Genomic DNA, 23698 nt, shown 5'->3' on the forward strand with positions numbered 1-23698 from the left:
GCCCACACCACTCATTTCCGAGGATTGAACGAATATGGCCAACAGATCGACGGGACGTCAGAACTCCGGCAGCAACGGCGCGGGCAAGGGCCCGCGCTCCCGGCAGGGGAAGCCCTCCGCCCGGGGTGGGACGTCCAAGGACTACCAGAAGCCGCAGCGGCCCGGACGCCCGGGCGCGCGCGGACCCCAGCCGGAGGTCAAGTCCGGCGCCAACAAGAGCGACAAGAAGAAGTTCAAGGCCCGGAAGGGCCAGTCCGGCAAGATCTTCGCCCGGGAGCGCGGGGAGCGCCGGACCAGCGAGCAGTACAGCGGCCCGCACCGTCCCCGCCGTCCCCGCGCGGCGCCGGTGGATCGCCTGGACGTGCACGACGAGCACGGCATCCGCCTGCAGAAGCTCATGGCCCAGGCCGGCGTGGCCTCGCGGCGCGTGTGCGAGATGATGATCACCGAGGGCCGGGTCACGGTGGACGGCGAGCTGGTCGTCGAGCTCGGCGTGCGGGTGGACCCGGACCACGCCGTGATCCAGGTCGACGGCGTGACCATCCAGACCGACGAGTCGAAGGTCTACTACGCCTTCAACAAGCCCGAGGGCGTGCTCGCCACGATGGAGGACCCCGAGGGGCGCCCCTGCATCTCGGACTACCTGAACCCGCAGCGCCACGAGCGGATCTTCCACGTGGGACGGCTCGACGTCGCCACCGAGGGGCTCCTGCTGTTGACCAACGACGGCGAGCTCGCCAACCGGCTGACCCACCCCTCCTACGAGGTGCCCAAGAAGTACCTCGTGCAGGTGCGCGGGCCGATGGAGCACGGCGTCGGCGCCGAGATGAAGAAGGGGATCCGGCTGGAGGACGGCGTCGCGCGCGTGGACGACTTCAAGCTGGTGGACTCCACGCCGGGCCACCTGCTGATCGAGGTCACCCTCCACACCGGGCGCAACCGGATCGTCCGGCGGCTCTTCGAGGCCGTCGGCCACCCCGTGGAGAAGCTGGTCCGCACCGAGATGGGCCCGCTGCGCATCGGCTCGCAGAAGCAGGGCACCGTCCGGAACCTCTCCAAGGTCGAGATCAGCCAGCTGCTGACCTCCGTGGGGATGTGACCGGGGTGCCGGCCCGCAAGGCGGCGACCGTCTCCGGACCGGTCCTGGTCATCGGCGCCGGGCTGCTGGGCTCCTCCGTGGGCCTGGGGCTCGCGGTGCAGGGGGTCGAGACCTGGGTCTGGGACATCTCCCCGACCACCGAGGCGGTCGCCGCCGACATCGGCGCCGGCCGCTCCCTCTCCCGGCTCGTCAGAGAGGAGGGCGAGGAGGCCGCGCGCGAGCGGGTGGACCCGCAGCTGATCGTCGTGGCGACCCCGCCCGACGTCGCCGCCGCCACCGTCATCCGCTGCCTGCGGGAATACCCGGCGGCGCGGGTCATCGACATCGCCTCGGTCAAGGTCCCGATCCTCGCCGAGGTCGAGGCCTCCGGCGAGGACGTGAGCCGCTACGTCGGCACGCACCCGATGTCCGGGCGCGAGAAGTCGGGGCCGGTCGCGGCGCGCGGCGAGCTGTTCACCTCCCGGCCGTGGGTCATCTGCGAGCACGACGCCGTCGCGCCCGAGACCGTGCGCCTGGCCCACGGGCTGGCCACGGACCTCGGCTCGATCGTCACCTACCTCGACGCGCAGGAGCACGACGCGACGGTCGCGCTGATCTCCCACGTGCCGCAGGTGATGTCCTCGCTGCTGGCCTCCCGCCTGCGCCAGACCCCGCTCGAGGCGCTGGGGCTCGCGGGCCAGGGGCTGCGGGACACGACGCGGATCGCCGGCTCGGAGCCCGGGCTGTGGGTGCAGATCCTCTCGGCCAACGCCCGGCCCGTCGTCGAGACCCTCTACGGCGTCCGGGAGGACCTGGACCGGCTGATCGGCACGCTGGAGGCCCCCACGGCCGACGGCGCCCGGCTGGACATCGCCCAGCTGATGAGCGAGGGCAACGCCGGCGTCGCCCGGATCCCGGGCAAGCACGGCGGCGCGCCGAAGGCGTTCTCCGAGCTGACGATCCTCGTGGACGACACCCCCGGGCAGATCGCCCGGCTGCTCACGGAGATCGGCGAGATCGGCGTGAACATCGAGGACCTGCGGATGGAGCACTCCCCGGGCCAGCCAGTGGGTATGGTCGAGGTAGCCGTGGTTCCCACCGCCCACGACCGGCTCGTGGAGGAGCTGGACGCGCGCGGATGGAAGATCGTCAAGTAACTCGAGCGGCCGCACGCCCGTGCGGCCGCTACACCCGTACACGATGGAGGACACCGTGACCGATAACAACGAGTCGATCCTGGCCGAGGCCGCGGCACCCGCCGCCCCGGCGCGGGAGCAGTTCCAGGACGCCGAGGCGGCAGAGCAGCGGCGCTCGGAGCTGGTCGTCGCGATCGACGGGCCCTCCGGGTCGGGGAAGTCCTCGGTCTCCCGGGAGGTGGCCCGGCGCCTCGGGCTGGCCTTCCTGGACACCGGGGCCATGTACCGGGCGCTGACCTGGTGGTGCCTCGAGGCCGGCGTCGACCTTCAGGACGAGGAGGCCGTGGGGACGGCCGCGGACCAGCTGGACCTGCAGATCGGGACCGATCCGCGTCGTCCCTCGCTGATGGTCGCCGGCACCGACGTCGAGGAGGCCATCCGGGAGGACCGGATCTCCGAGAGCGTCTCCGCGGTCGCGAAGAACCAGCGGGCGCGGGCGGTGCTGGTGGCCCGCCAGCAGGTGGAGATCGAGTCCAGCGGTAACCGGATCGTCGCCGAGGGGCGGGACATCACCACCGTCGTCGCCCCCGACGCCACCGCCCGCATCCTGCTCACCGCGAGCGAGGAGGCCCGGATGGCCCGCCGCAACGAGCAGCTGGGCGGGGACCGCTCCGAGGAGCAGATGACCACGCAGGTCTCCGAGCGCGACGCCGCCGACTCCCGCGTCGTGAACTTCACCGAGGCCGCCGAGGGCGTGACCCTGGTGGACTCGACCGAGCTGGACTTCGACGAGACCGTCGACGCCGTGATGGACGTGATCCGCCGGTCCGCCGAGCAGGTGCAGGCCGAGGCGGACGCCGCCGAGCGCGCGGAGCAGGACTCCGGGGACTCGGAGGAGCGGAACGAGGACTCCGGGGAGCGGACGGAGCGCGAGGACGAGGCCGGCACCGAGCCCGGCGAGGAGCACGAGCCCGGGGCGAAGCCCGGCGAGCAGGAAGACACCGGCGCCGGCGAGGACGGCGCCCACGAGAAGAGCGGCGAGGACGGATGAACCCCATGCACGACGAGTACGAGGAGAAGTACCTCGGGAACCAGGGCGAGGAGGATCGCCTCGCCGACTACATGGCCGAGCTGGACGAGGACGACGCCGAGCAGCGCGCCGAGGCCCTGCGCGCCGGCCTGGACGAGTACGAGCTCGACGAGGAGGACCGCGAGCTCCTGCTGGACTGGGGCTTCGAGACCGGCGTCGAGCGCACGGCCGAGCCCGACCCGGTGGTGGCCGTGGTGGGCCGCCCGAACGTGGGCAAGTCCACCATCATCAACCGGATCCTCGGCCGCCGCGAGGCGGTCGTGGAGGACAAGCCCGGCGTGACCCGGGACCGGGTGTTCTACCCGGCCGAGTGGAACGACAAGACCTTCACCCTGGTGGACACCGGCGGCTGGGAGTCGGACGCCAAGGGCATCAACGCCCAGGTGGCCGCGCAGGCCGAGCTGGCGGTGGCCCACGCCGACGTCGTGATCCTCGTGGTCGACGCCCTGGTGGGCATCACCGCGATGGACGAGGCGATCGTGCAGATGCTACGCCGGGTGAGGAAGCCCCTGATCCTGGCCGCGAACAAGATCGACGACGCCTACCAGGAGCCCGAGGCCGCCGCGCTGTGGGGCCTGGGCATGGGTGAGCCGCACCCGGTCTCCGGCGTGCACGGCCGCGGCATCGCGGACATGCTGGACGAGATGCTGAAGGTCATGCCCGAGCACTCGCAGTACGCCGAGCCCGAGCAGTACGAGGGGCCGCGGCGGGTGGCCCTGATCGGCCGCCCGAACACCGGCAAGTCCTCGCTGCTGAACAAGCTGGCGGGGGAGGACCGGGCCGTGGTCAACGACCTCGCCGGGACCACCCGCGACCCGGTGGACGAGCTCGTGGAGCTCGGCGGCGTGCCGTTCCGCTTCGTGGACACCGCCGGCATCCGGCGTCGTCAGCACATGGCCAAGGGCGCGGAGTTCTACGCCTCGCTGCGGACGCAGACGGCGTTGGAGCGCTCCGAGGTGGCCGTGGTGCTGCTGGACGTCTCCGAGCCGCTGTCCGAGCAGGACGTGCGGATCCTCCAGCTGGGCATCGAGTCCGGCCGCGCCATGGTGCTCGCCTTCAACAAGTGGGACACCCTGGACGAGGAGCGCCGGTACGAGCTGGAGCGGGAGATCGACCGGGACCTCGCGCACGTGGCCTGGGCCCCGCGCGTGAACATCTCGGCGAAGACCGGCTGGCACAAGGACAAGCTGGTGCCGGCGCTGCTGAAGTCCCTGGAGTCCTGGGACTCGCGCATCCCCACCGGGCGTCTCAACGCGTTCCTGGGCGAGATCGTGGCCGCGCACCCGCACCCGGTGCGCGGCGGCAAGCAGCCCCGCATCCTGTTCGGCACGCAGGTCTCCTCGCGGCCGCCGAAGTTCGTGCTGTTCACCACCGGATTCCTGGATCCGGGGTACCGCCGCTTCATCACCCGCCGCCTCCGGGAGACCTTCGACTTCGAGGGCACCCCGATCGAGGTCACCATGCGCGTGCGCGAGCGGCGCTCCCTGACCCGAGAGGGCGGCGGGCGCGGCGGGGCCTCCAAGCGGCGCTGACGCCGACGGGGGACGGCGACGCCGCCGATGGATGACGACGCCGGGGCCGTGCCTGCTGCTGCTGGTGCGGCCCCGGCGTCGTCCTTTCCACGCGGCTGGCGTGGTTCGGGGCGGCGTCCTGGCGGGCGCGGTCCGAGCCGGTTCCGCTGCTCTCCGATGTGGCTCCGGACTGTCAACGTGCGGCGCGGTAGGGGATCGTTCCTCCGGATGTGCGAACAGCGGCGGGATGATGTAATATCTATCGAGTGCCCGGGGGGAGATCCGGGGTACGGTTTCGGGTTGTGGCGCAGCTTGGTAGCGCACCTGACTGGGGGTCAGGGGGTCGCAGGTTCAAATCCTGTCAACCCGACGAGCAGGCCGGCTCTGACTAGGTTAAACGCTTAGTGGAGCCGGTCTTTTTCGTGTCGAAACAGCGATGCACAAACAAGTTACAAGGTTCGTTCTGGCCGTCAGCGCGAGACGGGAAGACTATGATGCAGGCTATGCAGGTACAACGTGTCGTGCCGAACCTCGTCGTCGCCGATCTGCCGCGGGCGGTGTCCGAGCATCGGGAGGTGCTGGGCTTCGAGGTGCTCATGGACCACGGGTGGATCGTGACGCTCGGCGACGCCGCCGGCCACCAGCTCAGCCTCATGACGGCGGACGCCTCGGCGCCGGTCCCTCCCGCCGTCTCGGTCTTCGTCGACGACGTGGAGGAGGCCCTGCGGCGGGTCCGCGCGGCGGGGCTGCAGATCGTGCACCCGCTCACCGACGAGCCGTGGGGAGTGACCCGCTTCTTCTACCGGGACTCGCAGGGCAGCGTGATCAACGTCGGGACGCACACGTCCTCCAGATTCTGAGAGGCGGGGGAAAGCGACGCGGGGCGCATCGATCTGCGACTGTGCATCCCTGCACGGTCGCAGATCGACCTCCTCCACGACGGTGAATGGTTGGAGATCGCCGAATGCGGCCGCACCCATCCTGGCATTCCCCGAGGAGTCGGTCTCGACCCTGCGAATTGATGCCTGGCTCTGCCCGACTGCAAACGTCTCTGAGAAGTGAGACTGCTTCCCCGCGGTTCCCGGGACCCGGATCGCCCTGGATCCGGCGGTTTTTGCGGTGTTGTTCACCCCCTCCTCAGGGGCACGAGATTGCACGGGATTTCCTCGATGACAAGGCAGCAAAAACGGTCGGTTCCTGTTCGGAATTGCAGGGAAGACGGGTAAAATTAATGAGGTTCACATCTGTACCCACGAGGATGCCAGATCTTCGATGAGCGGGGGACGCGGTTGTCTCGACCCGGATGGGTGATACTCCGCTGGGCTGGGCAGCGACATCACGGAGGTCAAGAGTCAGTTGGAGACAAAGAACATCGGCCAGGTCATGGCCGAAGGTACGGACATGGACACTCTCCGGAATGCTGACAATTCCGGACTGTACTATGTGCCCACCATCGCCGTGGCCGAATCCCTGATCAACTATCCGCAGCCAGCGCGCAGCGCCGTCGTGGAGGTTCTCTCAGGGGCGGCTGGGTCCGCCGGCGTCACCCAGCTCGTGTATGAGCGGGATGTTGATGATCCTGCTGTCTGGCGGCGCACCATGGTCACCGCCGCCCGCTGGACGCCCTGGGAGCGAGTCGACGGAGCATCCGGCGGAGACGGCGAGGAGAACTCGACGTCGACCACCACGGACCGTCCTGAGACAGCGGCTCTCCGCAACGAGATCCTCGTCCAGGACTTCACTCGCCGGTACAACGTCTCCACCGGCGGCAAGGGGGCTGTAGCGTTCCGCTTCGACCACGGGCTGACCAACTTCAAAGAGATCGTCCTGCCGCTCCTGCGACAGCACCAGCTGCCGGCCGGGATCGCGATGAACTCCCGGACCTGGGCGAACCCGAACAACGCCGGCGTCACCCAGACCGAGGCCAATGCGTGGGTGACCACTGACCGCATCGAGTACTGGGCCCACGGTGCCACCCACAAGGATGCTGCGAACGAGGAGCAGCTGGTCGACGAGATCGTCCGTGGCCTGGAAGAGCTCCGTGCTCAGCTTCCCGCCGCCACCATCGACGGGTTCATGATCCCCGGCGTGGGCGGGACGGGATACAATGGGTTCAACGCCGGCAGGAACCTGAAGTCCTTCAGTGCGACCGTCGCCGGGCAGCTGATCCTGGCGAATCACGCTGTCTCCTCGGGGTATCGTCCGGGGACGGTGCAGCGTCAGCTCGATGGCGTGGTCCGGCAGGGCCTCAGCCACTACTCGTGGGAGAAAGCCACTCTCGCCGGTGTGAAGGACCAGGTCGATGCCGCGATTAAGGGGAAGACCGGCCTGGTGCTGATGATGCATCCGCAGAACATCGGCAAGACCGGGTTCGTCTCCCCGGCAGTCGTCGAGGGAGTGATCGCCTACGTCGCCGCCAAATGCGACGCCGGTGAGCTCGTCGCGCTCTCCCCGTATCAGCTGTCTGCGGCGCGTCTGTGACGGAGAAGATGGGCGCTGCTGCCCTCCTCTTCCCAGTGCGGCGGGGCCGGCCCGCGATCATCTCATGTACCTGTCCCAGAAGCCCTGCCGGGGCTCGATCTGCTCGACGACGTCCACCCACAGGCCGGAGGGATCGGCGAACCCGAATCGGCGCTGGCCGAACGGCTCGTCGGTGAGCGGGTAGGACACCGCCAGCCCGCTCTCGGACAGCAGGTCGTGGGCGGCCTGGGCGTCCTCGACCTCCAGCTCGAAGCACAGGCCGGTCCCGCCGAACGTCTCCGCACCGGGCGGGGAGGAGGGGTGGTCCGGGGTCATGAAGGCGATCGAGGCGGTGCCGTCCTCCGCGACGAGCAGGCTGAACCAGGAGCTGTCGAAGGTCACCATGAAGCCCAGGACTCCGGACCAGAAGTCGCGGGAGGCGTCCTTCTGCGTGGTGACGACGATGGGGTACCGGTCTGAGAATCGCATGGTCTGCCTCCTGGTGCGTTCTTGCTCCGTGACGCGGGCGCTGGAGCGCCGGCGGAGCTCGGAAGCGCCAGGCGCCGTCTGCGCGCCCGGCGTCGCGGTGATCGGCTCCGCTGCGAACGAGCCTACCGGAGGCCCTACCCTCGGCCACGCGGATGACGGATGATGTGAGGGAAGCGCGGCCGGCGGCGTGTGGCGGACGACGACGTCCTCGCCGGGCAGCGGCTTCCGCATACGGGGTCCAGCAGGAAGCGGAACGCTCAGCGCGGCTCCCGGCCGAGGAAGGCGAGGAGCCGCTCGCCCGCCGTCGCGTCCTCGGGGGCCGGAAGCTCCGGCCCGCAGACCCCGTCCATCCGCAGGGCGTCGCCGAAGGAGCGCGCGACCTCCAGGTAGTGGGCGGCGTCGGCGTCGTCGAGAGCCTGGTGCTCCGTCAGGCCGGCGGCCCGGGCGATGTCCCAGCGGTGGACGAGGAGGTCCATGCCGTAGAAGCGGTCGATAACCTCGGCGATGGTCGTGGGGCCGAAGAATCCCTGGAAGGTCTCCTCGCCGCGGCCGTCGTCCAGGATCGTCTGGGTGAGTGCGCGCACGGCCTCCCAGTCGGCGCGCAGCTCGCCGGAGGCGGGTCCGAGCTCGACGTGCCGGCCCAGGAAGTCGCGGTTCGTCTCCACGACGTGCCGCAGCACGCCCTGGGCGTCCCAGCCCTCGCACGGGGCGGGTGCGGACCAGGCGTCGGCGGGGACGTCGTCGAGGGCCGCCGAGAGCTGGCGGGAGAGGCGGTGGTAGCGGTCGGTGATGGGGGTGTCCGTGGTGTTCATGGCTTCATCGAAGCACCGAACCGACGGCCGCTCTTGTACGGATCGGACATGTCGGGGAACGTCGAGAAGTAGTCGGAGAGCAGCGCCGCGGGGGCCTTGCCGGTGATGCGGCGGCACTCGCGGCCCAGGTGCGCCTGGTCGACGTATCCCGCGCCCACCGCGAGCCCCGCCAACGTCGGCCGGCTCTCGGTCGCGGCGAGGGCGAGGAAACGCTGCAGCCTCACCAGGCGGCCCAGCGTGGAGGGCGCGTAGCCGAACAGGCGCAGGCAGCGTCGGTGCAGGGTGCGCGGGTGGATGGCCAGAGCCGCGGCGAGTTCGCGCACGTCCTCGTGTGGTGCGGCGGTCAGCCGGGAGAGGACCGCTTCGGCGAAAGGATCGGGCTCGCCGGCGGCGCAATGATCGAGGAGGAGGGCGGTCAGCGCGTCCCGCCGAGGGGCGAGGCCATCCGTGGCCTCGATCCGCCGGGCCCAGCTCGCCGCGGTCTCCTCGCCCAGGATCTCCGCGGCGTCGACGCGCTCCTCGCGGAACCGCGAGAGGTCGAGCCCGAACAGGGCGGAGGGGACGCCCGGGCGGAAGCGGACGCCGACCGCCGTGGTACCGGGCGGCAGCTCGAAGGACCAGGCCGTGGTCTCCGGCCCGCAGAAGAGGAAGCGGCCCGAGGAGAGCCACAGCAGATCGCAGCAGGCGTCGGGCACCAGGAGGTGCTTCCCCGTCGGCTCGGCCGTCCAGGCGCACAGCAGCAGGCGCAGGCAGTCCTCGGGAGGCTCCACGGGGTCGTACCAACCGGTGCGCAACATGGTGCTCATCGTACGTGCGCTGCGGGAGGGAAGTGTGGGGAGCGCCATGGGGGAGATCGGTACTCACAAGTACACCTGCCGGTACGATGCAATACGCAGGACGGCGTATCTTTACCGCGCCGTCCTACTCACGACGTGGCGGGCATCTGATCTTCCCACGCTCGGGCCCCGGCGCCCTCGGGCTCGGGGCAGATGCAGGACCGGGCCGGGCGGAAGCCGAGCCGGGGAGACACCGGGTCTGGGAGACGAACCTCCTCGGACCGCGTCGGCATCGCGGCGGAGCGGGATGCGGTCGCCGCCTCCGCACCACCGAGAACACCGAGAAGGGAACACCTCATGACGATCCGGCGTCGCAGCCTCCTCAGCGCGACCGCAGCCGGGGTGGCGCTCGCAGCGATCGGCGGCGCGCCCGCCACGGCGGCCACGCCCCATGCCCACGGCACCTACTTCAGCTTCACCAGCCGTAGCGTGACCAGCCAGTACCACGTCTATGCGAAGGGCGTCGTGTGGACCAAGCGGGTCGGCGTCGTCTTCTACTTCGACGGCGACCACCGGACCAAGAAGAACTCGCGGATCCACAACCCCTCCCATCCGGACATGCTGAAGATGGCGGAGCACGCCAACTGGCGCAACATGATCCTGGTGGCGGTGGTCTCCCCGGACAAGGACGCCAGCGGCGAGGGGATGACCTGGTGGGAAGACATCGACCGCAATGGCGACTGGTTTCGGGCGCTGGCGCAGAACCTCATCGCCAAGCACGGCCTGGACGCCACCCGCCTCTGGTTCTGCGGCTACTCCGGCGGGGCGGAGTTCATCAGCTACGAGGTGTTCTCGGACCGGCAGAGCTGGATCAAGGGCGGCGGTGCCGTGATCATCGGCGGGGGCGGCTCCTACGGCCTGGAGACCGCCGCGCCCGCAGCGGTCAAGCGGATCCCGATGCGATGGATCGTCGGCACCAAGGACAAGGTGGGGGCCACCAGCCCTCCCACCTGGTCCGCCTCCGCCGCCGCGGCGGAAGGCGTGCAGGCCTATCGTAAGGCGGGCTTCACGAAGACCCGGACCATCACCATCAGCGGGGACCACCTCGCCTACGACATCCCCCAGCTGCTCGAGAACGCCCTGAACGACAACGGGGTGGGACGGGCCTGACCCTGGAGGCGGCGGCCCCCGCGCTCAGCTGTCCGCCTCGGGGATGAGCACGGTCGCCAGGCTGATGCGGCGCTGCCCCGCCCTGCGCTCCTGCAGATAGGGAGCGAGCATCTCGTTGAATTCTGCCTGGAGGGCCGCGATGTCCTGCTCGTCCAGGTAGACCGGCGCGCGTGTGAACCCGAGGAAATCGCGGGCCTCGAGGTTCCCCTCCTCGAGGAAGCGCTCGAAGTCGTTCGACAGCCCGCTGAGGAAGGTCGTGAACGCCGAGCGGAGCTGGACCTCGTCCATCGCGCGCAGCTCCTCCTGATCCACGTGCGCCATCCGCTCGCCCAGGGCGAGGGTCCGCTCGACGGCGCCGCGCACCTGCCGTTCCTCGACGACGGTCAGGAGCTCCGCCTCGAGGAGTGCCGAGACGTGCCGGTACAAGGTGGCCTGCTTGACCTCCGGCAGCGCCTGGCGCAGCTGAGCCGTCGTCATGCTCCGTCCGCCCAGCTGCTGGATGATCTTCATGCGGACCGGGTGCAGCACGACGTCTGCGATCGGACGATCTGCGGGCATCGGTCTTCCTTTCATCGTTATCACCATGATAATATTCTTACTACGACGTTCCCATTCAAGCAGAGGTGAGGGCGATGACGCAGATCGACGAAGACCCGAAGGGCCTGAGCATACGGTTCCCCGCCTGGGAGGCCCTGATGGCCGGGCGGAGCGCCCTCTTCCTGCCGCGGGACGCGATCCGCTCAGCGCGTGCCGAGCCCGGGTGGACGTCGGAGGTCCTCGGCGTGCGCTCGGGACTGGCGGTCTCGGGGTATCGCAAGCTGGGCACCTTCACGCACCCTTCGGGAACGCGCCGGCTGGTGTCGATGAAGCGAGGCGTGCCCCTGCTGCGTCTGCAGGTCGACAGGGCCGAGACCGGGTTCGACGAGATCCTGCTGAGCACCGCCGAGGCTGAGGGCATCGCGCGAGTGATTCCTGACGCGCGGGCGTGAGGCCGGCCCGCCTTCGGGACGCAGCTCCTACCGCGACGCCGCCGGCTGAGGCGCAGGCTGCGCACCGAGATGCCGGTCCACCGCCCGGACCGCGTCCCGTCCCGCCCGATTGGCTCCCACCGTGGACTGCGAGGGGCCGTAGCCGATGAGGTGCACCCGGGGCTCCCCGGCGACCTGCGTGCCCCGCAGGGCGATCCCGCCGCGCTCGTTGCGCAGCCCCAGCGGGTCCAGATGGGAGAGCGCGGCCTTGAACCCCGTGGCCCAGAGGATGACGTCGACGGAGGTGAAGGAGCCGTCCGCCTCGCGGACGCCGTGCGGCTCGATCGCGGCGAACATCGGCCGGCGGTCCAGGGCGCCCCGGCGTCGTGCGGCCAGGGCGTACGGGGTCCAGAGCAGGCCGGTGTAGGAGACGACGCTGCCCGTGGGGTTCCCCGCCGCGGCGTCGTCGGCGACCTTCTCGATGACCTCGCGGCCCTCGGCCTCCGGGCGGAAGCTCCCCTCCCGGAACACCGGCTCGCGGCGGGTGTACCAGAGGACGGTGGCGACGCGGGAGATCTCCTCGAGCTGCTGCAGGGCCGAGATCCCGCCCCCGACGACGGCGACCCGGAGCCCCGCGAACTCCTCGGCCGAGACGTAGTCGCGGGTGTGCAGCTGCCGCCCCCGGAAGGTCTCCTGCCCCGGGTAGCGGGGGAGGACCGGGTTGCCCCACGTGCCGGTGGCGTTGATGACGGCCCGGGTCCGCCAGCGGCCGGCTGTGGTCTCGACGTCGAGGGGGTTGGCGGGGGAGGCGTCCTCACCGCTTTCCCGGGAGACCGCTGGGGAAGCCGACGCGGCCCCGCCACCTTCGGCGGGCACCCGCCGGACGGCCGTGACGGCGACCGGGCGCAGGATCGGCAGGCCGGCGTGCTCCTCGAAGGCGGCGAAGTAGCGGGGGACGGCGTCGCGGCTGGGCTCGGCGGCGTCGATGGGAGGCTTGGGGAAGCCGGGCAGGTCGAAGATGCCGTTGACCGTCTCCATCGTGAGCGACCTCCAGCGGTGCTGCCACGCGCCGCCGGCCGAGCGCTCGGCGTCGAGGATCACGAAGCTGCGCTCCGCCCCCGGATCCGTCAGCGCACTCGCGTACCCGTGCCGGGCCAGGTGATGCCCGGCCGAGAGGCCCGCCTGTCCCGCCCCGATGACGACGACGCTCGCGAACCGGACCGCGTCCTCCCCGGCGGGCGCGGTGCTGGCCCCTCGGCCGCCCTCGGCTCGAAGCATTCCGGAGCCTCCTTCGTCGACGCGTCCATCATAGGAGGGGATAGTTGACACATCAACTATTCGGCGACGGGGAGCGGGGCGGCGGCGATGTGGGATCCTCTCCGCGGAAACGGAAACGGAAACGGAAACGGAAACGGAAACGGAAACGGAAACGGAAACGGAAACGGAAACGGAAACGGAAGCGGGCGTGCGGGGCCGGACGTGCTCGGGGTCCTGCCGAGGCCTCGCGGCCCTCACCCCCTGAGCCGTCGCGGCGCCCGCCCCTTCCGTCAGGCCGGCGCCGCCGTGCCGCCCGCCGTGCCGGAGGCCTCCTCCCCGTCCGTGCTCTCGGTCAGCCCCGCGTAATCGGTCTCGCGGTCTCGCCAGACCGAGTGGATGTGCGGCTCGCTGAACGCCACCCCGTTCTGCATGGACAGCTCGATCCACACGCTGGGGCCGTCGATGCGCACGTAGTCCCCGGCCTCGGAGAGGTCCGTCCCGCCGGAGAAGGAGACGTAGGTGTCCTCGAGCTCGGCCTCGTAGCGTTCCATGTAGGCGGCCGCCTCGTCCTCGGGGAGGTCGTCGACGTAGGTCTCGATGGCGGCGAGCACCAGTTGCTGCTGGTCCTCCGTGAGGTCCGAGACCTTGACGCCCTCGGCCTCCTCGGGGAACTCGCCGTCCGCGCCGGGGCCGAGCAGCAGGTCGTTCTGCTCGATCTCCGCCGCGGCCAGCTCATCCTCGGAGAGCGAGTCCAGCATGGCGGTCAGCGCGGTGGTCTCCTGGGTCATGGGGTCGTAGGTCTCGCCGTCGTAGGTGAACTCGCCGGTGGGCTCGGTGCCGCGGAAGGACGGGGTGGCGCTGGCCAGCTCGCCGTCGCTGTAGGTGTTGGAGACCGCCAGGTGGTGGCCGCCGAACTGCAGCTCCCAGGTGCCGTCCTCGCTGGGATCGCCGAGGAAGGCGATGTAGTAGTTGTCCGAGCCGTAGTCGGAGCCACCGGTCTCCTGCAGGAGGTAGTCGTCCGCGGCGAGGACGGACATGACCTCGTCGTAGCCCTCGTTCTCACCGTCCCCGAGGGCCGCCTCGAGGAGGGCCTCGAGGGCCGCGCGCTGCTCCTCGGAGAGGGTGGAGATCTGCAGCCCGACGCGGCCGCTCGAGGTGCCGGAGTCCGGGGCGGCGGCGGTCTGCTCGTCTTCGGACCCCTCGCCGGCAGAGGCGGCCGCGTCGCTTTCGGCGTCGTCGGCGGGCATCTCTCCCTCGGCGGGCGGCGCGCCCTCGGCCTGGGCCGCGTCGTCGGCGGAAGCCTCGTCCCCGGGCGCCTCTCCGGCGGCGCCGGACGGGGGAGCGCCCTCGCCGCCCGCGCCCATGCCGCCCTCCAGGAGGGCCTGGGGGAAGTTGGACCAGTTGGTCGCGTTCTCGTACGTGTAGTCCTGGTAGAGGGCTTCGCGCTGCTCGTCGTCCAGGGTGTCGGCGAAGGCCTGTGCGAGTTCGAGGACTTCGGCGGCGCTGCCGTCCGAGTCGGAGGTCTCGGAGGCGGCGGCCGACTCGGTGCTGCTCTGCCCGGAGGTGTCCTGCGCGGAGGCGCTCTGCGCGGTCGTGGTGCTCGCGGTGGTCTCGGAGGCGGTGGCCGCGCAGGCGCTGGTCATCAGGATCCCCACCATGCCGAGGCCCGCCGCCGCCATCCGGGTGCGATGCCGGAGGCGGGCGGTCCATCGGGAGCGGAGCTCCCGCTCGAAGCGGGCGGGGTCCTCGAGGAGGTCGGGGTGGGCCGGGGTCTGCGTCGTGGTGTTCATGCCTCCGAGGATGCCGGAGCAGCCTATGCTGTTCACCGGGCGCCTCTATGGATGGGCTGTGAGCCGATGCCGGGGGCGTCTCCCTGGAGTCCCCCCGCATAGCAGAGGAGCTCCCCGGCCTCTACAGGCCGGGGAGCTCCCTCATACATGCTCGGCGCCTGGCGGCCTACTTGCTGAGATGCTGAATGGCGTAGTCGGCTTCCTCAGGGGTGAACTGCTCGCCGTATTCGGAGATGAGCTGGTCGTAGATCGCGTCGGGAGACATCGACATGTTCTTCTGATAGCTCTCCGCCGACTTCAGCGCGTTCTCGTTCCAGTCCGCGTCGATGGTGTCGACTGCGTACTGGGCCTCATCCGGGGTGAACTGCTCGCCGTATTCGGACGTGAGCTGATCGTAGAGGCCGGCCTTGGACATGTGCATGGTCTTGGAGTAGCTTTCCGCCGACTTCAGCGCGTTCTCGTTCCAGTCCGCATCGAGGTTGTCCACCGCGTACTGGGCCGCTTCGGCGGAGAACTTCTCCCCGTACTCGGAGGTCAGCTGATCGTAGAGGCCGGCCTTGGACATGTGCATGGTGCTGGAGTAGGTCCCCGCCTTGCGGAGGGCGGAGCTGAACTCGGCGGAGGTGCCGCCATCCGCCTCCGCGCTCTCCGTCTCGGAGGGGGTGGAGGCGCTCGTTTCGGAGGAGGCGAACGTCGGCAGCTCGAGGTCGGACGCCCCGGCGGAGGGCAGTTCCTCCGCGGCGGAGTCCTCGGTGGGTGCCGTCGTCGGCTCCGAGGCGGGGCCCGTGCTCGGCTCGGCCGGTTCAGCGGTGGGCTCTGTGGTCGGCTCGGCGGTGGGGTCTGCGGTCGGTTCCGCCGTCTGGGAGGCGGGGGAGCCCTTCGACGCTTCGCTGATCGCGTTGCCGGCGCTGTAGACGAGCGCGCCGCATCCGGCGAAGAGGAGGACGACGACGACCGCGATGATCCCCACGATCCAGGGCCACTTCTTGCGCTTCTTCTTCGGCGGTTCCTGGTAATAGCCCTGCGGAGGGTACTGACCGTTCATCGGCTGCTGCCCCTGCGGGGACTGATGGGGATCATGAGGAGAGTTGCTCATAGGGACACAAATCCTGTGCTTTTGCTGGGTGGTGAGTGGAGACCTCTTGAGTTTACTCGTCAAGCAAATGGGTGACCCTATGTTGCGCGGGGCTGCGGAGCAGGAAGTCGCCTCGGCTCCTCACCCCGGCTTCCACAAGACCATGTCCCGAGTACGCGCGTCGCCGGACAGCGAAGCCGCGACGCCGACCGTCCGGGTCAGCCCGCCGTCCCGGAGCGCTCCCCGAACCAGCGCTCCAGGCTCTCGGCCAGCTCCGGCTGAGGGTCGCCCGCCCAGACGACGTGACCGTCGGGGCGCAGGAGCACGGCCGGGGCCGCCAGCTCGTCGCTCGCGGCGACGAGGAGGTCCACCCGATCGGCCCAGCCCTCCAGCGAGAGCTCCCCGGTCTGGTCGATCAGCAGGCCCCTTCCCGTGCGCAGGAACTCGTAGAGCCGACGTCGGCCAGCTGCGGAGGGCTTCTGCCGATCGCCGCCGGCGTCAGGATCCTGCCGGAGGCCGACGGCTGTGCTGGGAGCGTCGGGAGACGGTGTCGGGACCGCCGTCGCGGTCAGGGGAGCGCCGCCCCAGCGTCGCGGAGTCAGCCCGACGTCGCGCAGCCGCCGGCCGAGGAGCGGGGACCCGCTCGGCCCGACGTCGTACCGGACGCCGATCCCGGTGATCTTCTCGACCAGCAGCCGGTTGACGTCATCGAACCCGGAGAGCTCCGCGAGGAGGCGGCGCACAGCCCGCGGACCGGGCTCGGTGGAGAGCAGCTCGGCCTGGACGCGGGTGCTGTTCAGGACGTCCTCGGCGACGGGCCGGCGCTCGGACTCGTAGCTGTCCAGCAGGCCCTCCGGCGCCCAGCCGCGCAGCTCGGCGGCGAGCTTCCAGCCGAGGTTGAAGGCGTCCTGGATGCCGAGGTTGAGGCCCTGGCCGCCCACCGGCGGGTGGACGTGGGCGGCGTCGCCGGCCAGGAGCACCCGGCCGGAGCGGTAGCGCTCCGCCAGCCGGGTGGCGTCGCCGAAGCGCGAGAGCCAGCGCGGGGAGTGGACCCCGAAGTCGGTGCCGGCGTAGAACCTCAGCCGCCGCCTGAAGTCCTCGAGCGTCGGCGGGACGGCGCGGTCCGCGGCCACGCCCTTCGCCGGCACCACCACGCGGTAGACGCCCTCACCCACCGGGCCCAGGCCGAATCCCCGCTGGGTCTCGCGCACCCGCGCCATCGCCGCGGAGACCTCCTCCGGGGCGGCGGTCACGGACATCTCCCCGAGCAGGTGCTCGGTACGCGCCGCCTCGCCCGGGAAGCCGATGCCGAGCAGCCGGCGGACCGTGCTGCGGCCGCCGTCGCACCCGACGAGGAAGCGGGCGCGCAGGCGAGTGCCGTCCTCGAGCTCGGCGATGACGGCGTCGTCCTCCTGGGACACGGCGGTCACGGCGGTGCCGCGGCGGATCCCGGCTCCGAGCTCGACCGCGTGCTCGGCCAGGATCCGGTCCGTCACCGGCTGCTGGATGCCCAGGACGTAGCCGTGGGCGGTGTCCACCGCGGGCGGCCAGGGGGCCTCCAGGCCGGCGAACCGGGCGGCCTCTGGGTACCTGGTGCCGTGCTCCAGCAGCCGTCCCAGCAGCCCCCGCTGGTCCATGATCTCGATGCTGCGCACGTGCAGGCCGAGCGAGCGGACGTGGGGAGGCGGGACGGCGTCGCGCCCCAGCACGAGCACCTCGAGGCCGTGCAGCCGCAGCTCGGCGGCGAGCATGCTCCCGGTCGGCCCCGCACCGACGATGATCGCATCCAGCATGGATATCCCCCTATGAGATCGAGACCGGCCGGCGCGTGCGCTTCCCGAAGGGGGAAATGCGCCGCGGAATCGCGGCGAGAGCGGCTCGGCGGAGACATTCTGCCCGCTCACCGGGGTCTTGCGGCAAGACCCCTCCCCGGCTATATTCTGAAAATGCAGGGAGCAGACCGCTCTCTGCTTTTCCGTCCCCCCAGCGCAGTTTGCCCGTCCGTTCCCCGAGCCCGCCGGGCATTCCGTGCGGGACGTTTCCCCCTCGCCTTCACCGGCCGCCTGCTAAGCTCGGCGTCAACCGAGGACGCGACGACGCAGCAGGGGAGCGGGACATGACCGGACGGCTGTCGAAGAAGCTCTACAAGAGGGAACTCGAGGTCCTCCAAGCCGAGCTCGTGGACATGCAGGCGTGGGTCCAGGCCACCGGCGCGCGGATCGTGGTCATCTTCGAGGGGCGCGACGCCGCCGGCAAGGGCTCCACGATCAGCCGCGTCTCGCAGTACCTCAACCCGCGCGTCACCAAGGTCGTCGCGCTCCCGACGCCGACCGAGCGGGAGAAGACCCAGTGGTACTTCCAGCGCTACGTCGCGCACCTGCCGACCGCCGGGGAGATCGTGCTGATGGACCGCTCCTGGTACAACCGGGCCGGCGTCGAGCGCGTCATGGGGTACTGTACCAACGCCGAGTACCACCGCTTCCTGCACCAGGCCCCGCTGTTCGAGCGGATGCTCGTGGAGGACGGGATCATGCTGTTCAAGTACTGGTTCAGCGTCTCCGACGTCGAGCAGGAGAAGCGCTTCCGCTCCCGCAACGAGGACCCGATGAGGCGCTGGAAGCTCAGCCCCAACGACGTCCTCTCGATCACCCGCTGGGAGGACTACTCGCGGGCCAAGGACACGATGTTCGTCCACACCGACATCCCCGAGGCGCGGTGGTTCGAGGTGGACAACGAGGACAAGCGCCGCGGCCGGATCAACATGATCTCCCACCTGCTCTCCCGCATCCCGTACGAGGTGGTCGAGCGGGATCCCATCGACATCCCGGCCCGGCCGAAGTCCGGCGGCTATGAGCGCCCGCCCCGGGAGCAGAGCGCGCTGGTGCCCGACTACGCGGCGGAGCTGGAGAGGCGGGAGCGGGAGGGGGCGGGGGAGGGCTGAGGCCCTCCGGCCCCCCAGAAGAGCCCGCCGTATCAGGCCGCGCCCCGCCCTCCGCCGACGACGTCCAGGAACTCCCGCACCCGCCGTGGCGGCCTCGCGCCGACCCAGATCGCGGTCAGCGAGCGGGTGATTCGGAGGTCCCGGACCCGGACGGGCACGAGCCGGCCGGCGCGCACGTCCTCGGAGACGGCCAGCGAGCTCAGCGCGCCCGGGGCGACGCCGGCCATGATCGCGCTGCGCACCCCGAGTGTCGTCGAGAGGACCGCCGCGGGCTCGGCACGCAGGGGATGCCCCGCCTCGGCCAGCGCGTCCTCGAGCGCCTGCCGGGTGCCGCTGCCGGCCTCGCGGAGCACCAGCCCGGTCCCCGCGAGCTCCCGGGCGGAGACCCTGCCGCTCTGCGCCCAGCGGTGCCCGCACGGCACCACGATCTCGACGGCGTCGTGGGCGACGGCGAGGGAGCCGAGGCCGGCGGGGACGCTCGGCGTCTCGATGAACCCGAGGTCGGCGTCGCCCTCGCGCACGGTCTCGACCACCGCGCTGCTGTTCTCCGCCGTGAGCTGGACGAGGGGACCGGCGTCCCCGACGCGCAGGTGCCACCGCGCGATCCACTCCGGCAGGAGGTGCTCGGCGTTGGTGAGGCTCGCGGCGATGCGCATCGTCTCCCCGCGCTCCGCCCCGAGCGAGCCGACGGCGCTGGAGAACTCGTCGGCCGCGGCCAGCAGCGGGGTCGCCCAGCCCACCACCAGCTCGCCGGCGGGCGTCAGCCGGGACCCCCGCGGGGAGCGCACCAGCAGCCGCACGCCCAGATCCCTCTCCAGGCTCCGGATGCGCAGGGACACCGCCTGCTGGCTCACCCCCAGCCGCCCGCTCGCCGCCGAGATGCTGCTCTCCTCCGCGACGAGCGCCAGCGCTCGCAGGGCCTCCAGGTCGGGCTCATGGCTCATGCTCCGCATCCTCCTCCGGGCCACAAGCATAGCTTGTCCCCCGGGCGGCATCTGCCCCTACTAGTACAGGGGATCCGGAGACACGATGGACTCATGACCCACGCACAGCACGACGACGACGTCGCCCTCGGCGGGCAGTCTCCCCGGCCCTCCCTCGCCCGGGAGGGGCCCTCGGCCGCTCACGGCCCGACGGGCGCCTTCCCAGGTCCCGGAGCGGAGCGCTCCTCCCGTCCCGAGCGGGAGGGCACCCGGCTCTCCTGTGTCCGGGCGCTCCTGCCCGGCGTCGTGCTCTGCCTCGCCGCGGCCGGGGTCTCCTACGGGGTCAGCCTGCTGCTGCCGGGGGCCAGCCCGCTCATCGTCGCGATCGCGCTGGGCGTGCTCCTGACCAACCTCGTCCGGGTGCCGGCCGCGGCCTCGGCCGGCATCGACTTCTCCGCGAAGAAGCTCCTGCGAGCGGGGATCGTCCTCCTCGGGCTCCAGCTCGTGCTCTCGGACATCCTCGACCTGGGGGCGCCGATGCTGGTGGTCGTCGTGTGCATCGTCGCCGGTGGGCTGCTGGGCACCCTCCTGCTGGGGCGGCTGCTGGGGGTCCGGCCGGGGCTCACGCTGCTGATCGCCTGCGGGTTCTCGATCTGCGGCGCGGCGGCCGTGGCGGGGGCGGCCGGCGTCGTGGACCCGGACGACGCGGCCGAGGAGGACACCGTCACCGCCGTGGCCCTCGTGGTGATCTTCGGGACCCTGATGATCCCGCTGGTGCCCCTGGGCGCGAGCCTGCTGGGGATGGGGCCCGACGCGGCGGGGATGTGGGCGGGCGGCTCCACCCACGAGATCGCCCAGGTCGTCGCGGCAGGGGGGATCATCGGCGGCGGGGCGCTCACGGTCGCGGTCGTCGTCAAGCTCGCGCGGGTGCTGCTGCTCGCCCCCGTGGTGGCGGCCCTCAGCCTCCATCAGCGCCGGATCGGGCGGGTTGCGGAGGCCTCCGGCGGGCAGGCCTCGCGAACGACGCTGCCGCCCGTGATCCCGCTGTTCGTCGTCGGGTTCATCGCCATGGTCCTGCTGCGCTCCTTCGTACCCCTGCCGGGTGCGGTGCTGGAGGCGGGCGGGGCGCTGCAGACGGGGCTGCTTGCGGCGGCGATGTTCGGCCTCGGCTGCGGGGTCAAGGTGCGGAGCCTCCTCGCGGTGGGGCTGAGGCCCTTCGCCCTGGCCGCGCTCGCGACCCTCCTGGTCGCCGGCATCGCCTACGCGGGGATCTCCCTCGTCGGATGAGGGAGGGGAGCGGTATAGCGACCGCGTGAAAAGAGGGCCGCCTGGTGGAAGGTATTCCGCGAGGCGGCCTTTCTGCACGTCGGCCCCGTATTCTTCGGGACTCGGAATATGTTGAGGGGCCTGGCGTGAAGATAGCTACATGAACACGAGCCAGGCCCCAGCGACGAATGCGAAAAAACATTCCCTCGCCGCTCCTTAAGGCTATCAGAAAATAGGCTGAGGGGTTTTCCCGTGGAAAGAGGCAGGGTTGAAACCCAGGCCCGACGACGGTGGTCCCTCGGCGACGGAGCGCGCTTCCCTTTTCGCTGACAAGAGGTGAGGGGCGTATCCGATGTGGGTCAGACGCCTTCGAGTTCACCGGTTGGTGTCGGAGATGATCTCCTCGACGTCATATAGGCCGAACCATCGCGCGGTGTCTCTGCGCATCCGTTCCGTCAGGGAGGAGTGGAGTATGGGCGCGGCATCCCGCCGGCGCTCGTTATCTCCCTCTCGAGGTAGTCGCGGACCAACCAGATATCTCGCGGATCGGTCCCCATGACGGCCAGCGTAGCGTCGGCGTGGGCGACGTCCCAGCCGAGGGTCTCGGCAAGGTCCTCGGACGTGAGCCCGGTCAGGGCGAGGTTCTGCGTGGAGCTCTTGCCGGGTCCTGTCACGTTCGACGCGGGTCAGGGACATGGACGTCCTCCTTTCCTCTCCTGGCGTCTTCTTATCAAAATCCTCTGGATGTTATCCGTGTATCAACGGAATTCTGAAGAATCAGCAGGGAACCCGCGGGCCAACTCCATGCCGGCCACCATGCTGCGGCTTATCAGGAGGAAAGGGGAGTATATGGCGCTCTGGATCTCTTCACATGGAAAGCCCTCGTGGAAACCGTCGACTGGAGAGACGTGCGGAGGTCGGACTGGACATCCCCCGTCACAGACGGAACGGGACACACCGCTCGCGGGCGGGCAACGGGCAGAAGACGGGACCGGACCAGATCAACGTTCCCACCCCTCACCCGCCCCGCCCCCGCCGCCCGCGCGCCTGCCCGGGATGAGGCGGGCGGAGTTGAGGATGAACGCCGTCTCGCTGCCCACGTGGATGAGCGCCGCCGTCACCGGGGAGAGCAGCCCGCAGGCGGCCAGACCGATGCCCACGAGGTCCACGGCGATGGTCCCGGCGAAGTTGAACATCACGATCCGCCGGGCGCGCCGGGCGACGCGCACCGTCCCCACCAGGTCGTTCAAATCGGAGCTGATGAGCACGACGTCGGAGCTCTCCCGGGCGATCTCGGTGCCCGACCCCATGGCGATGCCGACCTGGGCGCGGGCCAGCGCCGGGGCGTCGTTGACCCCGTCGCCGACCATCGCCAGGCGGTGCCCGGCCGCGCGCTCGGCGTCGATGGCGGCGAGCTTCTCCTCCGGCAGCAGCCCGGCCCGCACCTCGTCGATGCCGAGCTCGGCGGCGACGGCGCGCGCGGCGGCCTCCTGGTCGCCGGTGATGATCATCGTCCGCAGCCCGCTGCGGTGCAGCGCGGCCACGGCTGCCTTCGCCGTATCGCGGAGGGGATCGGCGAGCAGGATCGTGCCCGCGTACTCGCCGTCGACGCCCACGTGGACGGCGGTGGTGGCGCCGGGGTCAGCTCGCACGGTGGTGGCACCGGGGCCCGCTGCGGCCTCGGGCGCCCCCGGCACCAGCGCACGGCTGCCCGCCGCGATGCAGCGGCCGTCGACCTCGGCGGTGACGCCCCGGCCCGGCAGGTAGGCGAAGTCCCGCCCCGGTTCCACCTGGCGCCCTAGCCCGCGGGCGTGCGCGACGACGGCCTGCCCGAGCGGGTGCTCGGAGTAGACCTCCGCCGCGGCGGCCCGGTCCAGGAGGTCCTCCGCGTCGACGCCCGCCACGGGCCGGATCCCGACCACGGCGGGCGTGCCGGCGGTCAGGGTGCCGGTCTTGTCGAAGACCACCGTGTCCACCGTGGACAGGGCCTCGAGGTGCGCGCCGTCCTTGACGAAGGCGCCGGAGCGGGCGATCCGCGCGATCGAGGCCAGCGCGGCCAGCGGCGTGCCCGCAGCGATCCCGCAGGCCCCGGCGACGACGACCACCGAGATCGTCGCGGTCAGGTCGCGGGTGACCACGTAGGTGAGGGCCGCACCGATCAGGGCCAGGTAGACCAGGGCGGCGGCCAGGCGGTCGGCCCAGCGCTGCACCGGCGGCTCGGAGGACTGCGCCCGCGCGACGGCGGCGACGATGCGTCCGTAGGAGGACTCGGCCCCGACCCGCTCCGCCCGGACCTCCAGGGCCCCGACCTGGTTGACCGAGCCGGCGAACACCTCGTCCCCGACGCCGAGGTCGACCGGCAGCGGCTCACCGGTGATCCGCGACTGGTCGACCGCGGACCCGCCGGCGACGACGGTCCCGTCGACCGGCACGAGACCGCCCGGAGGGACCACGACCGTGTCCGAGGCGGCCACCTCGGCCAGCGCCGTCTCCGCGATCCTCCCGCCCCGGCGGACCAGCACGGTCTCGGGGAGGAAGGACATCAGGTCCGTGAGCGCGTCGCGGCCGCGGTCCATGGAGAGGTCCTCGAGGATCTCGGCGGCCAGGACGAAGGCGGTGATCACCAGGGCGGTGCCCCACTCGCCGATGGCCGCCGCCGCGGCGATCGCGATGAGCATGGACAGCTCCATGCTCATCCGCCGGTGCCGGACGTCCTCGAAGGCCTCGACCGTGATGGGCCAGCAGCCCACCACGAGCCCGACGACGGCCGCGGCGGGCGCCGCCGGCCACGGCCAGGTCACCCCGAGGGTCACCGCTAGCGCGCAGGCGGCGACGAACAGGGTCCGCGCCAGGTCGCCCCGGTCGATGCGCCTCCACAGGCTCCGCGCCGAGGCGGCCGAGGGTGTCTGATTTACCGGGACGGGCGAGGCCGAGGGGCCGACGGCGTCGGGCACCC

The 23698-nt window shown here is 71.0% G+C and carries 20 protein-coding genes, 1 tRNA gene and 1 pseudogene; 11 read left to right on the plus strand and 11 right to left on the minus strand.

Annotated elements, in window-relative coordinates:
- The first annotated feature begins 34 nt into the window (after window positions 1-34).
- The 7 genes and pseudogenes from EWV39_RS05125 (at window position 35) to EWV39_RS05155 (ending at window position 7296) form a co-directional block, all read left to right on the plus strand.
- Window positions 35-1099 carry a pseudouridine synthase gene (locus EWV39_RS05125; RefSeq protein ID WP_129657464.1) on the plus strand — a complete coding sequence of 355 codons (1065 nt, stop codon included), beginning with the start codon at window positions 35-37 and terminating at the stop codon, window positions 1097-1099.
- Window positions 1096-2235: a prephenate dehydrogenase gene (locus EWV39_RS05130; RefSeq protein ID WP_129657466.1), complete on the plus strand. Its 1140-nt coding sequence runs from the start codon at window positions 1096-1098 to the stop codon at window positions 2233-2235. Before EWV39_RS05125 ends, EWV39_RS05130 begins: the two co-directional genes overlap by 4 nt.
- Window positions 2236-2278: 43 nt before the next feature.
- Window positions 2279-3040: pseudogene (gene cmk, locus EWV39_RS05135) on the plus strand ((d)CMP kinase); the annotation flags it as partial.
- Window positions 3041-3261: 221 nt separating this feature from the next.
- Entirely contained in the window at window positions 3262-4836 is a 1575-nt protein-coding gene (gene der / locus EWV39_RS05140) for a ribosome biogenesis GTPase Der (protein ID WP_129657468.1), read from the plus strand.
- 275 nt (window positions 4837-5111) lie between these two features.
- Window positions 5112-5185, plus strand: a tRNA-Pro gene (locus EWV39_RS05145).
- A 133-nt stretch (window positions 5186-5318) separates the two neighbouring features.
- Window positions 5319-5675 carry a VOC family protein gene (locus EWV39_RS05150; RefSeq protein WP_129657470.1) on the plus strand — a complete coding sequence of 119 codons (357 nt, stop codon included), beginning with the start codon at window positions 5319-5321 and terminating at the stop codon, window positions 5673-5675.
- A 496-nt stretch (window positions 5676-6171) separates the two neighbouring features.
- Window positions 6172-7296 (plus strand): polysaccharide deacetylase family protein, encoded by a 1125-nt coding sequence (locus EWV39_RS05155; RefSeq protein WP_129657472.1) that lies wholly within the window; start codon window positions 6172-6174, stop codon window positions 7294-7296.
- A gap of 57 nt (window positions 7297-7353) precedes the next feature.
- Here EWV39_RS05155 and EWV39_RS05160 read toward each other — a convergent pair whose 3' ends face one another.
- The 3 genes from EWV39_RS05160 to EWV39_RS05170 form a co-directional block, all read right to left on the minus strand.
- The gene (locus tag EWV39_RS05160) at window positions 7354-7764 is read right to left on the minus strand and encodes a VOC family protein (protein WP_129657474.1); all 411 of its coding nucleotides are present in this window, start codon (window positions 7762-7764) and stop codon (window positions 7354-7356) included.
- Between the two features lie 257 nt (window positions 7765-8021).
- Complete coding sequence (locus tag EWV39_RS05165; RefSeq protein WP_129657476.1) at window positions 8022-8576, minus strand: TIGR03086 family metal-binding protein; 555 nt, start codon at window positions 8574-8576, stop codon at window positions 8022-8024.
- Window positions 8573-9373, minus strand: coding sequence for a helix-turn-helix domain-containing protein (locus EWV39_RS05170; protein WP_129657478.1), 801 nt, complete (start codon window positions 9371-9373; stop codon window positions 8573-8575). The genes EWV39_RS05165 and EWV39_RS05170 overlap by 4 nt, the downstream gene beginning before the upstream one ends.
- Window positions 9374-9709: 336 nt before the next feature.
- Here EWV39_RS05170 and EWV39_RS05175 point away from each other — a divergent pair, with 336 nt between their 5' ends.
- Complete coding sequence (locus EWV39_RS05175; protein ID WP_129657480.1) at window positions 9710-10522, plus strand: alpha/beta hydrolase; 813 nt, start codon at window positions 9710-9712, stop codon at window positions 10520-10522.
- Between the two features lie 24 nt (window positions 10523-10546).
- On the opposite strand, the gene EWV39_RS05180 is transcribed toward EWV39_RS05175, so the two are convergent.
- On the minus strand, window positions 10547-11080 hold the full coding sequence (locus tag EWV39_RS05180; protein WP_165313163.1) for a helix-turn-helix domain-containing protein: 534 nt from the start codon (window positions 11078-11080) through the stop codon (window positions 10547-10549).
- A gap of 74 nt (window positions 11081-11154) precedes the next feature.
- On the opposite strand from EWV39_RS05180, the gene EWV39_RS05185 reads away from it, so the two are divergent.
- Window positions 11155-11511 (plus strand): hypothetical protein, encoded by a 357-nt coding sequence (locus EWV39_RS05185; protein WP_129657484.1) that lies wholly within the window; start codon window positions 11155-11157, stop codon window positions 11509-11511.
- 27 nt (window positions 11512-11538) lie between these two features.
- On the opposite strand, the gene EWV39_RS05190 is transcribed toward EWV39_RS05185, so the two are convergent.
- The 4 genes from EWV39_RS05190 to EWV39_RS05205 all read right to left on the minus strand — a co-directional run bounded on the left by EWV39_RS05190 (window position 11539) and on the right by EWV39_RS05205 (window position 17405).
- Complete coding sequence (locus tag EWV39_RS05190) at window positions 11539-12768, minus strand: NAD(P)-binding domain-containing protein (RefSeq protein ID WP_129657486.1); 1230 nt, start codon at window positions 12766-12768, stop codon at window positions 11539-11541.
- 269 nt (window positions 12769-13037) lie between these two features.
- Window positions 13038-14537 (minus strand): DUF3500 domain-containing protein, encoded by a 1500-nt coding sequence (locus EWV39_RS05195; RefSeq protein ID WP_238148102.1) that lies wholly within the window; start codon window positions 14535-14537, stop codon window positions 13038-13040.
- 166 nt (window positions 14538-14703) lie between these two features.
- Window positions 14704-15633 carry an Ltp family lipoprotein gene (locus tag EWV39_RS05200; RefSeq protein ID WP_129657488.1) on the minus strand — a complete coding sequence of 310 codons (930 nt, stop codon included), beginning with the start codon at window positions 15631-15633 and terminating at the stop codon, window positions 14704-14706.
- 197 nt (window positions 15634-15830) lie between these two features.
- Complete coding sequence (locus tag EWV39_RS05205) at window positions 15831-17405, minus strand: FAD-dependent monooxygenase (protein WP_202864896.1); 1575 nt, start codon at window positions 17403-17405, stop codon at window positions 15831-15833.
- 323 nt (window positions 17406-17728) lie between these two features.
- Between EWV39_RS05205 and ppk2 the strand changes: the two genes are divergently transcribed.
- Window positions 17729-18553: a polyphosphate kinase 2 gene (gene ppk2, locus EWV39_RS05210; protein ID WP_193554689.1), complete on the plus strand. Its 825-nt coding sequence runs from the start codon at window positions 17729-17731 to the stop codon at window positions 18551-18553.
- Between the two features lie 32 nt (window positions 18554-18585).
- On the opposite strand, the gene EWV39_RS05215 is transcribed toward ppk2, so the two are convergent.
- On the minus strand, window positions 18586-19497 hold the full coding sequence (locus EWV39_RS05215) for a LysR family transcriptional regulator (protein WP_129657491.1): 912 nt from the start codon (window positions 19495-19497) through the stop codon (window positions 18586-18588).
- Between the two features lie 93 nt (window positions 19498-19590).
- On the opposite strand from EWV39_RS05215, the gene EWV39_RS05220 reads away from it, so the two are divergent.
- On the plus strand, window positions 19591-20763 hold the full coding sequence (locus EWV39_RS05220; protein WP_129657492.1) for a YeiH family protein: 1173 nt from the start codon (window positions 19591-19593) through the stop codon (window positions 20761-20763).
- Between the two features lie 434 nt (window positions 20764-21197).
- Here the strand turns inward: EWV39_RS05220 and EWV39_RS05225 are convergent, their stop codons facing one another.
- Both EWV39_RS05225 and EWV39_RS05230 read right to left on the minus strand, forming a co-directional pair.
- A complete protein-coding gene (locus EWV39_RS05225) occupies window positions 21198-21416 on the minus strand; it encodes a DUF2316 family protein (protein ID WP_129657494.1) in 219 nt (72 codons plus the stop codon).
- Between the two features lie 327 nt (window positions 21417-21743).
- Complete coding sequence (locus EWV39_RS05230; protein WP_129657496.1) at window positions 21744-23696, minus strand: heavy metal translocating P-type ATPase; 1953 nt, start codon at window positions 23694-23696, stop codon at window positions 21744-21746.
- Window positions 23697-23698 lie beyond the last annotated feature (2 nt).

Source organism: Rothia halotolerans, assembly GCF_004136635.1.
Taxonomy (GTDB): Bacteria; Actinomycetota; Actinomycetes; order Actinomycetales; family Micrococcaceae; genus Rothia; species Rothia halotolerans.